The organism is Cytobacillus horneckiae (assembly GCF_002835735.1).
Classification (GTDB): Bacteria; Bacillota; Bacilli; order Bacillales; family Cytobacillaceae; genus Cytobacillus; species Cytobacillus horneckiae.
In genome coordinates this window covers 21,406-38,942 of record NZ_PISD01000009.1, presented here as the reverse complement: position 1 = coordinate 38,942, position 17,537 = coordinate 21,406, and the positions used below count along the sequence as shown (strand labels likewise).

Annotated in this window: 17 protein-coding genes; 7 read left to right on the top strand and 10 right to left on the bottom strand. The window is 37.8% G+C overall.

The window, feature by feature from the left end; translation table 11 throughout:
* Positions 1-27: 27 nt before the first annotated feature.
* Positions 28-948: a heme o synthase gene (gene cyoE / locus CWS20_RS05620; protein ID WP_066196851.1), complete on the bottom strand. Its 921-nt coding sequence runs from the start codon at positions 946-948 to the stop codon at positions 28-30.
* Between the two features lie 636 nt (positions 949-1,584).
* Here cyoE and CWS20_RS05615 point away from each other — a divergent pair.
* A complete protein-coding gene (locus tag CWS20_RS05615) occupies positions 1,585-2,544 on the top strand; it encodes a COX15/CtaA family protein (RefSeq protein ID WP_066196849.1) in 960 nt (319 codons plus the stop codon).
* 247 nt (positions 2,545-2,791) lie between these two features.
* Here CWS20_RS05615 and pyc read toward each other — a convergent pair whose 3' ends face one another.
* From pyc to glsA, 4 genes are all read right to left on the bottom strand, one after another.
* Positions 2,792-6,235: a pyruvate carboxylase gene (gene pyc, locus CWS20_RS05610; RefSeq protein WP_066196847.1), complete on the bottom strand. Its 3,444-nt coding sequence runs from the start codon at positions 6,233-6,235 to the stop codon at positions 2,792-2,794.
* 52 nt (positions 6,236-6,287) lie between these two features.
* Complete coding sequence (locus CWS20_RS05605; RefSeq protein WP_101226249.1) at positions 6,288-7,493, bottom strand: FtsW/RodA/SpoVE family cell cycle protein; 1,206 nt, start codon at positions 7,491-7,493, stop codon at positions 6,288-6,290.
* Positions 7,494-7,808: 315 nt separating this feature from the next.
* On the bottom strand, positions 7,809-8,090 hold the full coding sequence (locus CWS20_RS05600; RefSeq protein WP_066196843.1) for an Fpa/YlaN family protein: 282 nt from the start codon (positions 8,088-8,090) through the stop codon (positions 7,809-7,811).
* Between the two features lie 93 nt (positions 8,091-8,183).
* Positions 8,184-9,122, bottom strand: coding sequence for a glutaminase A (gene glsA / locus CWS20_RS05595; RefSeq protein ID WP_066196842.1), 939 nt, complete (start codon positions 9,120-9,122; stop codon positions 8,184-8,186).
* Positions 9,123-9,262: 140 nt separating this feature from the next.
* Here glsA and CWS20_RS05590 point away from each other — a divergent pair, with 140 nt between their 5' ends.
* Positions 9,263-9,760: a hypothetical protein gene (locus tag CWS20_RS05590; protein WP_066196841.1), complete on the top strand. Its 498-nt coding sequence runs from the start codon at positions 9,263-9,265 to the stop codon at positions 9,758-9,760.
* 50 nt (positions 9,761-9,810) lie between these two features.
* On the opposite strand, the gene CWS20_RS05585 is transcribed toward CWS20_RS05590, so the two are convergent.
* Complete coding sequence (locus tag CWS20_RS05585) at positions 9,811-11,139, bottom strand: PhoH family protein (protein ID WP_101226248.1); 1,329 nt, start codon at positions 11,137-11,139, stop codon at positions 9,811-9,813.
* Positions 11,140-11,331: 192 nt separating this feature from the next.
* Here CWS20_RS05585 and CWS20_RS05580 point away from each other — a divergent pair, with 192 nt between their 5' ends.
* Positions 11,332-11,928 carry a YhcN/YlaJ family sporulation lipoprotein gene (locus tag CWS20_RS05580; protein ID WP_066196837.1) on the top strand — a complete coding sequence of 199 codons (597 nt, stop codon included), beginning with the start codon at positions 11,332-11,334 and terminating at the stop codon, positions 11,926-11,928.
* 122 nt (positions 11,929-12,050) lie between these two features.
* Positions 12,051-12,251: a YlaI family protein gene (locus CWS20_RS05575; RefSeq protein ID WP_066196836.1), complete on the top strand. Its 201-nt coding sequence runs from the start codon at positions 12,051-12,053 to the stop codon at positions 12,249-12,251.
* A gap of 39 nt (positions 12,252-12,290) precedes the next feature.
* Here the strand turns inward: CWS20_RS05575 and cidR are convergent, their stop codons facing one another.
* Entirely contained in the window at positions 12,291-13,178 is an 888-nt protein-coding gene (cidR, locus tag CWS20_RS05570) for a cidABC operon transcriptional activator CidR (protein ID WP_066196834.1), read from the bottom strand.
* Between the two features lie 117 nt (positions 13,179-13,295).
* On the opposite strand from cidR, the gene CWS20_RS05565 reads away from it, so the two are divergent.
* Positions 13,296-13,700: a CidA/LrgA family protein gene (locus CWS20_RS05565; protein ID WP_066196832.1), complete on the top strand. Its 405-nt coding sequence runs from the start codon at positions 13,296-13,298 to the stop codon at positions 13,698-13,700.
* The gene (locus CWS20_RS05560; protein ID WP_066196830.1) at positions 13,666-14,343 is read left to right on the top strand and encodes an LrgB family protein; all 678 of its coding nucleotides are present in this window, start codon (positions 13,666-13,668) and stop codon (positions 14,341-14,343) included. Before CWS20_RS05565 ends, CWS20_RS05560 begins: the two co-directional genes overlap by 35 nt.
* A gap of 37 nt (positions 14,344-14,380) precedes the next feature.
* Here CWS20_RS05560 and CWS20_RS05555 read toward each other — a convergent pair whose 3' ends face one another.
* The 3 genes from CWS20_RS05555 to typA form a co-directional block, all read right to left on the bottom strand.
* On the bottom strand, positions 14,381-14,674 hold the full coding sequence (locus tag CWS20_RS05555) for a hypothetical protein (RefSeq protein ID WP_066196828.1): 294 nt from the start codon (positions 14,672-14,674) through the stop codon (positions 14,381-14,383).
* Between the two features lie 19 nt (positions 14,675-14,693).
* A complete protein-coding gene (locus CWS20_RS05550) occupies positions 14,694-15,008 on the bottom strand; it encodes a YlaH-like family protein (RefSeq protein ID WP_411814287.1) in 315 nt (104 codons plus the stop codon).
* A gap of 197 nt (positions 15,009-15,205) precedes the next feature.
* The gene (gene typA, locus CWS20_RS05545; RefSeq protein ID WP_066196823.1) at positions 15,206-17,044 is read right to left on the bottom strand and encodes a translational GTPase TypA; all 1,839 of its coding nucleotides are present in this window, start codon (positions 17,042-17,044) and stop codon (positions 15,206-15,208) included.
* Between the two features lie 241 nt (positions 17,045-17,285).
* On the opposite strand from typA, the gene CWS20_RS05540 reads away from it, so the two are divergent.
* Positions 17,286-17,471: a YlaF family protein gene (locus CWS20_RS05540; RefSeq protein WP_066196821.1), complete on the top strand. Its 186-nt coding sequence runs from the start codon at positions 17,286-17,288 to the stop codon at positions 17,469-17,471.
* Positions 17,472-17,537 lie beyond the last annotated feature (66 nt).

Sequence of the window (17,537 nt, the reverse complement as noted above, 5' to 3'; positions counted from 1 at the left end):
AAGGAAAGAGAGAATTTCCTAACATCATTAAATTAAAGTGACAATGACCATTCCTACGCATAGAATCGTTAAATATTGAATGGAATATACAAACATTAGTGTTGCCCATTTCCTATCATTTCTAAATTTTTTTGCATAAATTCCTGTAAGAAGCCAACCTATTGTTAATAGTGTTGCAAAGATAGTAAATGGTATTCCTAACGAGCTAAACAGGAATGGAAGCGGCAACAATGCAGCAATCCAAATATATATGTGAACCTTTGTCACTTTAAACCCTTTAACTACCGGCAGCATTGGAACGCCAGCCGCCCGATATTCCTCCACTCTTCGCATGGCAAGCGCATAAAAATGTGGAGGCTGCCATAGAAACAGAAGTAAAAATAATCCCCATGCCATTGGATGAAGATTTGCATCAACCGCTGCCCAGCCAATTAATGGAGGTACAGCACCGGAAATACTTCCAACGATTGTATTGGAAACATATCGTCTTTTTGACCATATTGTGTATAAAACTATGTAACTGAATACACCTACTAATCCTATCAATACTGCAGTCCATGTTGTCAGCATCAAAAATGCCGTGCCGGCAGCGATTAAAATGAAGCTTACTACCGCAACTTTCGTTGGGTTCATTTTACCTGTAACTGTCGGTCTCCCCTTTGTTCTATCCATTAGATGATCAATGTCACGATCTATGTAATTATTCAAACTGCAAGAACCTGCAATAATGAGAGATGACCCTAGTAATGTGTATATCACAATATCCAGATTATTAAAAAAACCTTGGCCGGAAAAATGCAATGCTAGCCATAGCCCTGTAAAGGTTGTTATCGCATTTGAATTAACGATGCCAACTTTTATAAGTGCCATGATATCCTTCCACACTGTAGTAGCCGGGACTCCTCCGTTTTTTAAACCGGCTTGACCAAGAGCCCTTGGTTCTGACATATCTTTGCCCCCTTTACCTACATATAGTTGGCAAACACTACACCTACTATATAGTAAATTTGCTTACATTACCATATTTGTAATAAAAAACGCGAAAACATCCCTATAAAAAGCTGCAAATTCTAGCAACTTCACATATGTTTCCCTAATAAAACAAAAACATCCTTCTGACAATGCGGGCATTCTCTGTATATTAAATCACATTTTTTAGTTATTTTGTGAAATTTTCTAGAATTAATTATGACTAATTTGTGTCAAAAACCTCTTTTTCATTAAGATATGGTTGTTTTTCTGAGATAATAAAACGGAAAGATTTTCATGTTATTATATTATTCGGAAAAATCATGAATTGATTTCTTTAATAAGGAGGACTTAGCAATCAATTACCCCATTAATATTTCTAGCAAACAACTTTAAAAGTTTCAACCCTTTTTCAAGTTCTTACAGAAGAAATTTTATAAGTATTGTAATATTTCAACGAATCCTGTACTATCAAAAAAGTGAGTAAAAAAAGTGAAAGCTTTTTAAATGTAAAATTGCCACTTTAGATTATCTGTTAGCATTATGCAATCATAGTAGTAAATAGTGAATAATTACATAGTTAGTGCTTTGACAAATTAAAGAAGGTGAAATACGTTGCAACGATCATTAAAATGGTTTGCTGTGCTTACTACTATCGGGATGCTACTCATTCTTCTCGGTGGAGCATTGGTTACAAAAACCGAATCAGGCGAAGGCTGTGGTGCATCCTGGCCACTATGCCACGGTGAACTGATTCCTAGCAATATTACCCCTGAGCTTATTATCGAGCTTGCCCACAGGCTTGTATCAGGTTCAGTCGGAATTATGGTACTCATACTATCCGTTTGGACATGGAAAACAATTGGACATATTCGAGAGACTAAGTTTCTGGCAGCCTCCTCCTTCATTTTTCTTTTATTACAAGCGTTAATCGGAGCAGCTGCGGTCATGTGGGGCCAATCAGACTTTGTGATGGCGCTCCATTTTGGTATCTCGCTTATTTCGTTTGCAGCTGTCCTGCTCTTAACATTATTAATATTTGAGGTTGACAAGAAATTTGAAGCAGAAAAGCTCGTTCTTGATCAAAGAATGAAAAAACATATTATCGGTGTTACTTTGTATAGTTATATAGTCGTCTATACAGGCGCGCTCGTTAGGCATGTAAATGCCAGCCTTGCATGTATAGACTGGCCGTTATGCCGCAATGATGGCTTTGCACTGCCAGCTACCATGTACGAGTGGGTGCAAATGGGCCACCGTGCAGCAGCAGGGCTTATATTTATCTGGATTGGCTATATCACCTACCTCGCCATTAAAAATTATAAGCATCAAAAAGTAGTTTATTGGGGTTGGATTATCTCCTTCATCCTTGTTAGCTTACAAGTAGCAGCAGGTGCACTTGTTGTCATTACTAGATTAAATCTCTATATCGCATTAGCCCATGCATTCTTTATCTCCTGCCTGTTCGGTGTTCTGAGCTATTTTATTCTGCTTACAACTAGAAGCAAAGCAAATGAAATCGCGCTTAGTCAGAAAAAAAATCAAAAGAATGATAAAAATCTTCCGATGCAATAGAAAAAAGCAGCTGGTTAACCAGCTGCTTTTTTCATTAATAAAGTTGCTTTACGAGAATTTGCTTTACCGTAGCCCATGATTTTTTTGTCTATTGTTTACCACTTTTGGCTTCATTTCTTTCCATGTTTTAAATTTTTCATCAGTGCTGTTTTTAGTCTTTTTCCGCTCAAATCCGTGAACACTGATCTGGTACTAAATATGCCAGCTACACAAAAACAGAGCTGCATGAAGCAGCTCTGGATTATTATTATGATTTAGTCAGTTCTATTAGTAAGTCGCCTGTCTGAATGGATTCTCCATCACTTACATAAATTTCTTTTACAGTGCCTGAGAACGGCGCTTGCACCGTTGTTTCCATCTTCATTGCTTCCGTAATCATTAAGTGATCTCCTCTGGTTACCTTGTCACCTTTGTTGACTACCGATTTAATGACTGTGCCAGGCATGGTTGCACCAATATGTGATTCGTTATGGGCATCAGCTTTTACTTTTGCAGCCACAGAAGATTTAATGCTTTCATCTTTAATCACTACTTCACGAGGCTGTCCATTTAATTCAAAATAAATAACTCTTGTACCGTCTGCTCTTGCCTCACCGATAGAAACAAGCTTAACAATTAATGTTTTTCCTCTTTCAATCTCAACCTCAATCTCTTCTCCTAACGTCATGCCATATAGGAATGTTGGTGTATCAAGTACTGAAATATCGCCGAATTGTGCATATGTTTTTGTATAATCCATGAACACTTTCGGATATAGAGCGTATGCAATCACATCAAAGCTTGTTACTTGTCGGCCTAGTTCTTTGAAGAGCTTCTCTTTAATTTCTTCAAAATCTACCTCTTCTAGCAATTCTCCAGGTCTAACTGTAATTGGCTGACGGTTTTTCAAAATCACTTTCTGTAATTCTTTCGGAAATCCGCCATATGGCTGCCCTAAATATCCTTCAAATAGTTCTACAACTGAATCAGGGAAATCCAGTGTATCGCCTTTTGCCAATACACTTTCTTCATTTAGTTGATTTTGCACCATATATAATGCCATATCACCGACGACTTTAGAAGATGGCGTTACCTTCACAATGTCTCCGAACATTTGATTCACACGTGAATACATGTCTTTCACATCATCCCATTTTTCGCCGAGACCTACCGCTTTCGCCTGCTGCTGAAGGTTGCTGTACTGCCCGCCAGGCATTTCATGCTGATAGATTTCTGTATGAGGAGCTTTCATGCCGCTTTCAAAGTCTTGATAATATTTTCTTACGTCTTCCCAATAATACGAAAGTTGTTCTAATGCATCAATATTTACGTTCGGCTTACGATCTGTTCCTTCCAATGCATAATACAACGTATTTGCACTTGGCTGAGATGTTAATCCAGCCATCGTGCTTAATGCTACATCCACAATGTCCACTCCTGCTTCAATTGCTTTAGCATATGTGAAAATTCCGTTGCCGCTCGTATCATGTGTGTGAAGATGGATTGGAATATTAATCGTTTCTTTTAATTCAGAGATTAATTCATAAGCTGACTGTGGTTTAAGGAGACCCGCCATATCTTTTATTCCTAAAATATGTGCACCTTGGCTCTCCAATTCTTTTGCCATTGATTTATAGTAATTTAAATCATATTTCGATTTGAGCGGATCTGATATATCTCCGGTATAACATATAGCTGCTTCGGCAATTTTTCCAGTTTGACGTACCGCATCAATTGCTACTTCCATGCCTTTAACCCAGTTAAGACTGTCAAAGATTCTAAATACATCAATACCTGCATGTGCAGATTTCTCCACAAATTCACGAATGACATTATCAGAATAGTTTTTGTAGCCAACTGCATTGGAAGCTCTTAACAGCATTTGCAATAAAACATTCGGCATTTGCTTTCTTAATGTAAGCAGTCTTTCCCAAGGATCCTCTTTCAGGAATCGGTAAGCGACATCAAATGTTGCACCGCCCCACATTTCAGATGAGAACATATTTGGCACCAACTTAGCAGTCGGCTCAGCAATGTTTTGCAGATCCTTCGTTCTCACTCTTGTTGCTAAAAGTGATTGATGAGCGTCACGGAAAGTCGTATCGGTTAATAATACTTCTTGTTGATCCTTTACCCATTGAACTAAACCATCTGCGCCTTGGCTATCAAGAATTTGTTTCGTGCCCGGCTGATACTCTGATGGCAAATGCAGCTTCGGCATTCTCGGCTTATCAAATGCTGGCTTGCTCTGCTTTTCAATTCCAGGAAAGCCATTGACTGTAACATTCCCGATATAAGACAGCATTTTTGTTCCACGGTCTTTCCTTTTTGGGAAAATAAATAATTCAGGTGTTTGATCAATAAATGATGTATCATATTCCCCTTTAATAAAATTATCATGCTTTACTACATTCTCTAGGAACGGAATATTGGTTTTAATTCCGCGAATACGGAATTCTTGCAAATTGCGGATCATTTTTGATGCAGCCTGCTCAAATGTCATCGCATGTGTCGATAATTTTACTAATAATGAATCATAATGAGGAGTAATTACGGCACCTTGATAAGCATTGCCGGCATCTTGCCGTACACCAAATCCGCCGCCTGAGCGATAGGCCATTAAACGACCTGTATCAGGCATAAAATTATTTAATGGATCTTCAGTTGTGACGCGAGACTGAATCGCGTAACCCACCACATGAATATCTTCCTGCTGAGGAATACCTACCTTATGGCTGTGTAAATCATGCCCTTCAGCAACAAGAAGCTGTGTTTGAACAATATCAATGCCTGTTATCATTTCTGTAATTGTGTGTTCTACTTGCACGCGCGGATTTACTTCAATAAAGTAGAATTTATCCCCGGATACTAAGAATTCAACTGTACCTGCATTAATATAATCAACGTTTTTCATCAGCTTCACAGCAGCTTCACAAATATCGCTTCTTAACTGGCTATCAAGTGAGACGCATGGTGCAACCTCGACAACCTTTTGGTGGCGGCGCTGCACTGAGCAGTCGCGCTCATATAGGTGAACAATGTTGCCATGCTTGTCTCCAATGATTTGTACTTCAATATGCTTCGGATTTTCTACAAACTTTTCAACATATACTTCATCATTACCAAATGCCGCTTTTGCTTCAGATTTGGCACGGTCATATGATTCCTTTACCTCTTCTAGCGCTCTAACAATACGCATGCCGCGTCCGCCTCCGCCAAGAGAGGCTTTAATAATAATCGGAAACCCATGATCCTCGCCGAACTGTTCCACTTCTTCAACACTTGATACAGGACCGTCAGTTCCAGGTATGACGGGGATTTTTGCAATTTGTGCCTGTGTCCTTGCTTTTACTTTATCGCCAAACATATTTAAATGTTTTGATTCAGGACCAACAAAGGTGATTCCTTCTTCTTCACAGCGCTTAGCAAAGTGAATATTTTCTGACAAAAATCCATAGCCAGGATGGATGGCATCAACCCCGCTGTTTTTGGCAATTGCGATAATACCCTCGATATCTAAATAAGCATCAATCGGTTTTTTACCTTCGCCTACAAGATAGGCTTCATCTGCTTTATAACGATGATAGGAGCCTGAATCCTCTTTGGAATAAATAGCTACTGTACGAATGTTCAACTCTGTGCATGCACGGAAAACACGAATAGCTATTTCTCCTCTGTTTGCAACTAAAACCTTGCTTATTTTTTGATCCATGATTTACACCCCGACTTTGAATGATTATTGTAATGATTAATTTTGTTCAATGTTATTTGCGATTGTAAGTAAATCGATCCGTATAACTTTGCGTAACAGGATCGACTGCGGGCACTTCCTCTTTATGTTTGTATTTTTTTTCATAGTTAACAAACATTGAAACATTCACTAGTATGCCTGTTGAAATTAGCAACATTAATAGTGATGAGCCCCCAAAGCTGACAAACGGCAGAGGCACTCCTGTAAGAGGAATGACGCCGGAAATTCCGCCAAGATTGACAAATGCCTGTATGCCAATCATGCTGGATACGCCAATCGCTAGTAAACTTCCAAATGCATTCTTGCATTTTAAGGCGACGAATATGCCTTTTAGGACGATAAAGCCTAGTGCAAGAATGACAAAACCAACACCGATAAAGCCCAATTCCTCGGCAATAACCGCCATAATAAAATCTGTATGCGCTTCTGGCAAATACCCCATTTTTTGAATACTCTGCCCTAGACCTAGACCTTGTAAACCGCCATTGCCAAGGGCAATAAATGCATTGGATAATTGATATCCATGTTCTGAATTAAATGGATCTAAGAAGGAATCTATCCTTCCCAACCTAACGTCAGAGAATATCTTCTCCCGAAAAATCAATGCAATCGGAACGATGAAGGCTGCAGCAATGCCGGCAAGCTTCATAATATTTTTTAGATTCATGCCTGATGAAAGGATGATCGTTCCTCCTATTGCAAATATGATTCCGGCAGTTCCGTAATCCGGCTCTGCAGCAATCAGACCACAGGCAAATATTAAATAAACTAACGGAGGCACAACCCCTCTATTAAATTCATTAATATAAGACTGCTTTTTCGCGTAAACTGCCGATAAATAAATAATGACGCTCAGCTTAACAAATTCTGATGGCTGGAATGTCCTGAATCCAATACTAATCCAGCTTTGCGCATTATTTACGGCGTTTCCAATGATGGAAACGAGGAGTAGACCGCCAATTGATAAAACAACCATTGGAACAAGCACCTTATTGCTTTGGTAAGCCTTATAGGGAAAAAGCGCCGCTATAATAAAGGCCACCGTTCCAATCAATAAACTTCCTTTTTGCTTGTCATAAAAATAGTCACTTTCCAGGCCATAATACTGAACTGCCATCACCATGCTTGAACTGTATACCATGACCAAGCCAAAGATACATAATAGGGCAATAACTATTATTAGCGAATAATCATACGATTTAAGTATTTTTTTGAACATATGCCTCTTCCTTTATCTTATTGCGTAGTATTATTTATTCTACTATAGCATTAAATTTCCTGCCAAAAATAAGAGAAAAGGATATGTAATCGGAAAGTAAACTTTGAAGTTTATGTGTCTGCTGCCCTATTATTTATAGTAACCTATTACATGATGAAAAGCTATAATGTGACATACTATTAATTATTTATACCTCATAATTATCAATTTGTCTATCTATTAAGCTACACTCAAAAAATTATGAATTCATATTTCATTCAATTTCTTCAAAATAAAAAGCTCAAACGTTTTTTTGAACGCTTGAGCTTTAAATCTTTATTTTTTGACAGATGCTTCATGCAGGATGGATAATTCTCTTTCCAGCTTGTCGAGTATTGCTTTGCCATCCTTATCTTCAATTAATCCAAGGCGGACAGCAAAGTCTATCTCTCGAGATAGTCCAAACATTTGCGTATCCAGCACTTCTTCGTATAATGGACATTGCGGCATTGTAAGATTATCCATTTGCACTTTAATTAACTTTAATATTTTATCAGCATCAGCTTTTAATAGAGCATTTGCTTTCTCTTTATGGTCAACAATGATTTCAGAAGCCAATCTTCAATCCCCCCGTTTCCGAGCGATTATCCTATCTATAAATTTTAAACTTAGAATGGAAAAATTGCAAGGATAATAAGGGATAAGTACAAATTAAAAAATACTGAAATGATGTCTATTAGCCATTATTTTCAAGATTTCTAAACCAGCTATACTATTTCCCTTCTCATCCAATGCCGGTGAAAAGATGCCTATTCCATATTTCCCAGGAACGACACCAAGTATACCGCCAGATACCCCGCTTTTAGCAGGGATGCCCACTTTAATCGCAAACTCACCTGAAGCATTATACATTCCACAAGTTACCATGAAGGTTTTACATACGCGTGCTATCTCATTATCTATCATTTGTTCTCCTGTAACAGGATCCTTGCCGTTAAGGGCGAATACTGCACCGATCCTAGCCAAATCCAGACAATTCATCTCGATTGCACATTGTTTCGTATAAACATCTATTAATTCATTCACGTCAGATTCAATGACTCCATGCTGCTTCATAAAATAGCAAAGTGCTCGGTTTAAATTTGTTGTTTCATACTCAGACTGTGCGACTTCTTTATCATAAGTAATTGTTTTTCCGTCTAATAGACATTCAACAAACGCTTTTATCCGATGCCATCTTTCTTCTGCATTGTTCCCTTTCACCATGCTTGTTACTGCAAGGGCTCCGGCGTTAATCATTGGATTAAGCGGTTTAGAGTGCGTGCTTGTTTCAAGTTTAATAATAGAATTATAAGGATCACCGGTAGGCTCCATCCCTACTTTATTGAATACATATTGATAGCCGCGGTCCTGCAAGGCAAGTGCTAAAATCAGTACTTTCGAAATGCTTTGTAATGTGAATTTTTGTTCAAAGTTTCCAGCATATGTACAAGGGTTACTTACTTTATCAATATGATAAATAGCCGCAGCAACACTCGAAGAATCAACATTGGAAAGCGCTGGAATATAATCAGCCACCTTTCCGTCTTTTGTCAGTATTTTTGCCTGCTCGATTATTTCCTCTAATTCGGCGTTTGTCTTACATCCCATTGGCTGCCCCCTTAAAACTTTTGCTCTTAGTTTGGTTCATAGTTAGACAATCCATGCGAACACTTAAATGACATTTTTCAAGAAAAGCGTTATACTTTATTTTAGGGATGAAAAGTTTTTTACGAGCAGGGGGATGTACATTGGAAAAAATTATACATATTTCCGGTAAAGTTAAATTCACAATCACTTTAGATCCTGGTGTTTGGATTTTTGATGATCGAAGAATCGACTTAAATACATATTTTGATAATGAAGAAGCAAATACAGACGAGTTAGAAGAGTATACGAAAGCGGCTTCCAAGCATTGGGACCGGGAAATAATGGAGGGCGCTACCCTTCCTCCAACTTTGAAATCTGAAAAAAGATTTGAAAAGGTAAAGGTGCTGACCGGAACATTTGGCGTTCCATTTCTTCCTTTTCTAAAAAATGCTGAGCCCGAAGATGATGCTGCCGAGATTCTCATTCAATGCCAGGATGAGGAGGTTGTCCTGCCAATATGTGAAGCTGAAAATATCATACTCGGCTTTTCAAAAAACGGAAAACCGCTAAATGAAGATGGACCTGTATATATTTATTATAAAGACGGAAGCAATAAAGATAATCCCATAAAATACGTTAAAGAATTTAAGATCTTATAAAAAATAAGGTGTTACGAAAAGACCGTGCAATTACATGCACGGTCTTTTTCTTATAATATATCTGCGGCTAATTGCGCAAGCCCTGACCGTTCGCCTTTGATTAATTTCGTATGTCCTGATATCATTTGATCTTTAAACTTTTCAACTACATAGGTGAGCCCGTTATTATAAGCATCCAAATACGGGTGGTCAATTTGCTCCGGATCTCCCATGAGCACAATTTTGCTCCCTTCTCCTACCCTTGTTAAAATCGTTTTTACTTCATGCTTCGTTAAATTTTGGGCTTCATCTATAATAATATACTGATCAGGGATGCTTCTGCCGCGGATATAGGTTAATGCCTCAACTTCAATAGAGCCCATTCCAGCCAAAATAGCATCGAGTTCCCCTGGTTTTTTCACATTGAATAAATACTCTAAATTATCATGAATAGGCTGCATCCACGGCCTTAGTTTCTCATCCTTTTCTCCTGGCAAAAATCCTAAATCTTTCCCGACTGGAACGATAGGTCTTGCTACAAGCAGTTTTTTATATATGCCATAATCCTCTGTCTGCATTAAACCGGCAGCAAGCGCCAGCAATGTTTTTCCAGTGCCTGCTTTGCCAATCAGTGTAACAAGAGGCAAGTCCCTTCTTAGCAAAAGCTCAATGGCCATCGTCTGTTGTACATTCCGCGGCTTAATGCCCCAAATATGATCATAGTCGAAAATCATTTTTTTAATCTTTTTACTCTGTTGATCGACCATGCCTATTGCTGATGATGAAGATCCGAGCGCGTCCTTTAATACAAGAAACTGATTCGGGTAAAATGGGTGATTCGCCACATCCGTTAGCAACAATTCCCCTTTTTCATAAAACTTATTTAATAATTCCAGGCTGATATACACCTCTAAATGGCCTGTATAAATATGATCATTTTCCACTACTCTATCGCTTAAAAAATCCTGGCATTGCAGACCTATTGCGTCTGCTTTTACGCGAACTAATGCATCTTTGCTTACTAATATGACTGGCCTGCCATTTTCCTTCGTTTCTTCCTCTAAGGATAGGTTTTTGGCAACCGCTAATATTCGATTATCGTTTGTTTTTTCTACAAAAATTTCTTGAAGCTGGTGAAATGAGCGATGATTTAATTCAATACGCAAACTTCCGCCATTTTCGAGAGATATTTTTTCATGTAATTTCCCTGTCTCTCTCATGTTGTCAATAATTCTTGATACTTGCCTTGCATTCCTCCCAATTTCATCCATATATCTTTTCTTCGAATCAACTTCCTCCAATACAACAGCTGGTATAACAACTTCATTATCTTCAAATGAAAAAATGGAATAAGGATCTTGTAACAAGACATTTGTATCTAACACATAAATTTTACTCAATCCGATGCCTCCCGCTCCTTAGGTACGTTGGTAGAATGATTGTACATATTTTGGTGCTTGCCAACAATTCAAAATGTGGACAATTCGAACTTTGGTAAAATATATGATTTCCCGCATAAAGATAGAAGAACTTTTGCACACTAAAGGTAAACTAATGAATTCTCACCTATGATAAAAAGGAGGGGTATTTAAATGAAACATGCATTTTTTATACTTGCTTTAAGTGTATTATTGACAGCATGCGGTACTAACAATGAATCCTTGCCGCCAGACAATGATAAAGACGCACAGCATATAGTTAATGTGAAAAATAGCACGATTGAGCATCAAGACAGAGAATCGGGCCAACAAATCTCTCAGCACCTTGTCAAGCTGGCTTCTCAAGTACAGCATGTGAATGACGCAACAGCGGTAGTGATTGGTGATTATGCAATTGTTGGAATAGATATTGATGCAAATATTGAGCGCTCAGAAGTAGGGTCGATTAAATATTCTGTCGCTGAAAGTTTAAAGCATGATCCTCATGGAGCAAATGCAATGATTATTGCTGATCCTGATTTATATGCTAGGTTGCAGGAAATTGGAGAGGATATTCGCACTGGACAACCAATCGAAGGGATTATGAATGAGCTTTCCGACATTACCGGGCGTCTAATTCCTGAAATTCCAGCAGATATCGTTGATCCCAACACAAAACAGGAGACGGAAGCTCCTAAACAGCAAATGAACGAAGCGGAGAATAAACAATTGGAGAAAAAGCAGCAGGAACAATCGAATTATCATAAATAATAAAGAAGCAGGCTTTCATAAGGTCTGCTTCTGTTTACTCTTTGTAAAACAAATTCGTATATCCTTCTATCTTATACTATAATAAGGGAAAGAGAGAGTTTGTTAGCAAAGGTGTGTTAATTATGAAAGTTCAATGTGTCATATGCGATACAATCGAAACAATTGAAAATGATTCTTTAGAAGCAAAAAGGCTGCGAAACCGTCCGATTCACACTTATATGTGTGAAGTATGCAAAGATAGAATCACCAAACGAACAAATGAAAGAGCTGAGACAGGAAATTTCAAGCTATACCGCAGCAAAGTTGAAGAAGAAGAATGGTAATAATATACGTAGAGAAAGCCTGCCGATAGCAGGCTTTCTTTATTTTTTGTTAAACCGTTCCGTACAGAATTGAATCCATTCCCTTGCTGCAAAGGATAAGTAGTGATTTTTTCTCCAAATCATCCCTAAAGACCATGGAATTTCAGGTTCTTCAAGTTTTACTACTTTGATATTCGCGTCAATTGCCCGATGACATACACTTTCAGGCAATAAAGCAATCCCTAAATCCGCTGATACCATGCCACTGATAAAATCCCACTGTGAACTTTCATAAACAATGTTCGGCTGAAACCCTGAACGGACACATTCAATCATAATGCGGTCATGTAATGTAAAATCTTTTTGAAAAAAAATAAATGGTTCATCTGCTAATTCATTAAGTTTAACAACCTCTTTTTGACAAAGAGGATTTCTAATATTTGTAAGAAGCATTAATTTTTCGTTTGCGAATGGGAGTACATGGAAAGTTTCATCCTTTGTAGGCAGAACAGCAACACCTATATCCAATAAACCACTCTCAACATCTCTTTCAACGATTTTTGCCCCATCCTCTACCAGCTGTATTTTAATTCTCGGGAATTTTTCATAAAAATCATGAATGACCTTAGGAAAAAAACTTGCTCCGACCATTGGAGGTAAGCCAATCTTGATCGTTCCTGTTTTTAAAGCACTCAATTGGTCAATTTCAGAAGTTAAATGATCAAAAGAATGAATGATATTTTGTGCTTGTGTTAAAATGACCTCGCCAGCATCAGTCAATTGTGTCTGTTTTCCGGTTCTTTCAAACAGAACTACACCTAATTCATCCTCCAGCCCTTTTACCATTTTGCTAATGGTCGGCTGTGATACATAAAGCTTCTGAGCTGCCTTTGTAAAGCTTCCTTCCACCGCAACTGCAACAAAATATTTTAAATGTTGAACGTCCATCATTTCACAACTCCATAACTTTTATGCATAGTAATTATTCTCTTTATTCATTTTACCTATACTTGTACGCAATGTACACTATATTAATAAGTGATTAGTACAGAAGGTGAAGACAAATTGATTAGAATAGCATTAGGTATGTTGCAACTGACCGGATTATGCTTATTTACTTACGGTATGAATGGATTGAGCGAATGGCTCGGTTTAAATATTCCTGGAAGTATATTAGGGCTGGTCATATTATTTTTATTATTAAAGTTTAATATCATTAAGCTAAAGTGGGTTGAAGTTGGGGGAAATTGGCTTGTTGCTGAGCTGCTCTTATTTTTTATCCCCGCTGCTGTAGGTATTTTACAATACAAGGATTTAATACTTGGCAGCGGTTATAAAATATTGATTATACTGTTAACTAGCTCAAGCATTGTCATGATTTGTTCTGGATTACTTGCGGAGAAGCTGGCCACAAGGAAGGAGAAAGCTGAAAAAAATGAAGACGCTGTTTTTCTTAAGTCTAACAATTAGCATATATTTCATCTCCAAGTGGGCCTATGGGAAAACAAATAAAATTTATTTTTCTCCTTTAGTGATTGCACCACTGGTCATTATTATGTTCCTTATCCTTTTCAACATTCCATACTCCTCTTATAATGAAGGATCAAAATGGATAACGGCGCTATTGCAGCCAGCGACAGTTGCATTGGCAATTCCGCTTTACCGCTTCTATCCTATTTTAAAAAAATACTTCGTTGAAATTATTTTGAGTGTACTCATCGGATCACTTTCAGCGATTTACCTCGCTTATTTGCTTGGAAAATTATTAAAACTGGAGAGCACACTTGCGCATAGCATTATTCCCTATTCTATCACCTCTCCAATTGCAATGGATGTCGTAAACTTAATTGGCGGGGTGCCGACAATCACAGCTGTTTTTGTAATTATGACCGGAGTTTTAGGCATGATCATCGGCCCCTATTACATTCAGTTATTCCAAATAAAAAGCGATATTGCTAAAGGCGTTTTACTCGGAACGACAGCCCATGGTGCAGGAACGGCAAAGGCGCTTGAAATAGGTACAGGAGCCGGGGCAGTCTCAAGTGTATGCATGATACTGGCGGCCATCATTTCGTTTATCATATCGCCATGGTTAATGTCTTTTATACTTTAATAAAAAAATCTGACTTAATGAAGTCAGATTTTTTTATTTACTCATTTTCAGGATAATTAACATACTTTTCGGGTTCAGCTTGAATTTGTGTAAGCATAATTTCTATTAATTCAATCGGAAATCGAGTCTGTTTTCTTTCGTTTTCATGAAGATATTGTACATTGTACATCCCATCATTTTTCTCATATTGAATATTCGAAATTCCATGGTCATCATTTAATATGGAAAAAAACATTTCTTCTGTCTCCAATGCAGCGCGATCATCTGAGCGTGCATCTGTTACAACCTTAATCGTAAGCCAATTATATAAAGCATCCTGCAATGGCATCATTTAATTAAGCATCTCCATTTCATTCCGCACTGGCGCGTCGATGCTTCTTTTCCTGATGAAGGCGGATTTTGTATATGATCAGTATAACTGCTGCAACAACTAACCCTTCTGCTATCGGTAAAAATACCCCGAGGAATGTTAAAACGGTACAACCTAATATTAAGAATGCATAAATAACTATAGACTTTAATAAAGGGAGCTTCTTTGCAAAACCTAGCTTAAATACAATAATGCATAAAATGATAATTGTTATATACAGAAGCCACATTCCTACATCAGGATTTTCATGGACCTTAAACAATGCTGCGAAAAAGGAAAGACGATCTTCTATCATGTAATCCATCCCCTTCTTTAATTTTATGTAACAAAGAAGATATGGAAGTAAATCTCCTTTGCAATACCATTATCATTACCTTGCAGCTACTTGCCTTTAGTGTGGAAATAAAAAGGGAAATTCAGATTGGCATTTCCCAATTCATTCCCAACACAAAAGGATTTAGCCTTTTGGCTTACAGTTGCTGCTGTTTATTTTTAGTTTGTTTCAGCGTATTTTTTCTTTTTTGCACTTTTTTCACGTTCGTTTTTATCAAGAATTTTTTTGCGCAGACGAATGGATTCTGGTGTGATTTCACATAGCTCATCATCATTTAAATATTCCAAAGCTTCTTCCAATGTCATAATTCTTGGTTTTTTAATTGTTGATGTTTGATCTTTCGTTGCTGAACGAACGTTTGTAGCATGCTTCACTTTTGTTATATTAACTGCAAGATCATTTTCACGCGTATGTTCTCCAACAATCATTCCCTCATAAATATCTGTACCTGGCTCTACGAAGATTGTTCCGCGATCCTCTACTTGCATAATACCATAAGTTGATGTTTTTCCGCTCTCCATTGATACTAAGACACCTTGGCGTCTTCCCCCAACTTGACCTTGCATCATTGGTTTGTAGCTATCAAATGAGTGGTTGATAATTCCATAACCGCGAGTTAATGTTAAAAATTCTGTAGTATAACCAATTAATCCACGAGCAGGAACATTAAATAGTAAACGGACTTGACCGTTACCGTTATTCACCATATCAAGCATTTCACCTTTACGAGCACCGATAGACTCCATAATAGATCCAGTATGCTCTTCAGGAACATCAATTTGTACACGCTCTACAGGTTCAGATTTTACACCATCGATTTCTTTAATAATAACTTCCGGTTTAGAAACCTGCAGCTCATAGCCCTCACGTCTCATGTTTTCAATAAGAATAGAAAGGTGAAGTTCTCCGCGGCCGGATACAACCCATGCATCAGGAGAATCCGTGTTTTCTACACGAAGACTTACATCTGTTTGCAATTGTGCACGCAATCTTTCTTCAATTTTTCTTGCAGTAATAAATTTACCTTCTTTTCCTGCAAACGGACTGTTGTTTACTTGGAAAGTCATTTGTAATGTTGGCTCGTCAATTCTTAGTACCGGCAGGGCATCTTGATGCTCTACTGGACAAACAGTTTCACCAACATTGATATCTTCCATTCCAGATACTGCGATTAAATCACCTGCATGTGCAACTTGTATTTCCTGACGCTTCAAGCCAAAGAAACCAAAGATTTTAGTGACGCGGAATTGCTTCACAGATCCGTCAAGCTTCATTAGCGCAACTTGTTGTCCAACCTGCATTGTTCCGCGGAAAACACGACCAATACCGATACGTCCAACATAATCATTATAATCAAGCAAGGCGACTTGGAATTGCAGAGGCTCTTCTCTGTTATCAATCGGAGTCGGAATATTTTCTACAATCGCTTCGTAAAGTGATTGCATGTTCTCATCTTGTTGTTGAGGGTCAACACTTGCTGTCCCGTTAATTGCTGATGCATAGATAACTGGGAAATCCAATTGATCTTCTGAAGCATCAAGCTCGATGAATAAATCAATTACTTCATCAATTACTTCTTCAGGTCTTGCAAAGTCACGGTCAATTTTATTTACAACCACAATAGGTGTTAAATTTTGTTCAAGAGCTTTCTTCAATACAAAGCGCGTTTGCGGCATACAGCCTTCATATGCATCAACAACTAGCAGAACGCCGTCTACCATTTTCATGATACGTTCTACTTCTCCGCCGAAATCGGCATGTCCTGGAGTATCAAGGATGTTGATTCGTGTATCTTTATATTGAATCGCCGTATTTTTAGCTAATATTGTAATCCCGCGTTCTCTCTCAATATCATTCGAGTCCATTGCCCTTTCTTCGACATGTTCATTCGTACGAAAAGTACCAGATTGCTTCAATAATTGGTCGACCAATGTAGTTTTACCATGGTCAACGTGGGCAATAATTGCGATATTGCGAATATCTTCTCTATGTTTCAAAAGTGTTTCCTCCTAGCTGATTTATAAATAACTCTTCCGAAATGGCAAGACATACAATCAGATTATTTTATTTTCATTGTTAACAAATTAACGCTAATTTATATTATAACTGAAACATTATACCACAATTATTATAGAAAACTAACTTCTTTTTGTGTAAAATATAATTTGTGAACAAAATGTCTTGCATATACACAGGAGCATATTACGTAATTACTCCTAACAGGAGGTACTCTCTAAAATGAAACGTATTAAATGGCCACTATTAGGATTTGCTATTGCTGCGGCGGTATGTATAGGCGGAATAGGAATCGCAATTGGCGAAAGAAGTATTTTAGGTATTTTGTTATGTATCGTTGGCATTTTCGTTGTTATGGGTTTTGGCTTCAAAACAAAAAAGAAAATGCGGGAAAACGGGGAACTATAATATTTACTTCTCAATTTGCGTTGATTTAATCCTGGCGCTATAAGAAAAAGCTACGTCAATATGACG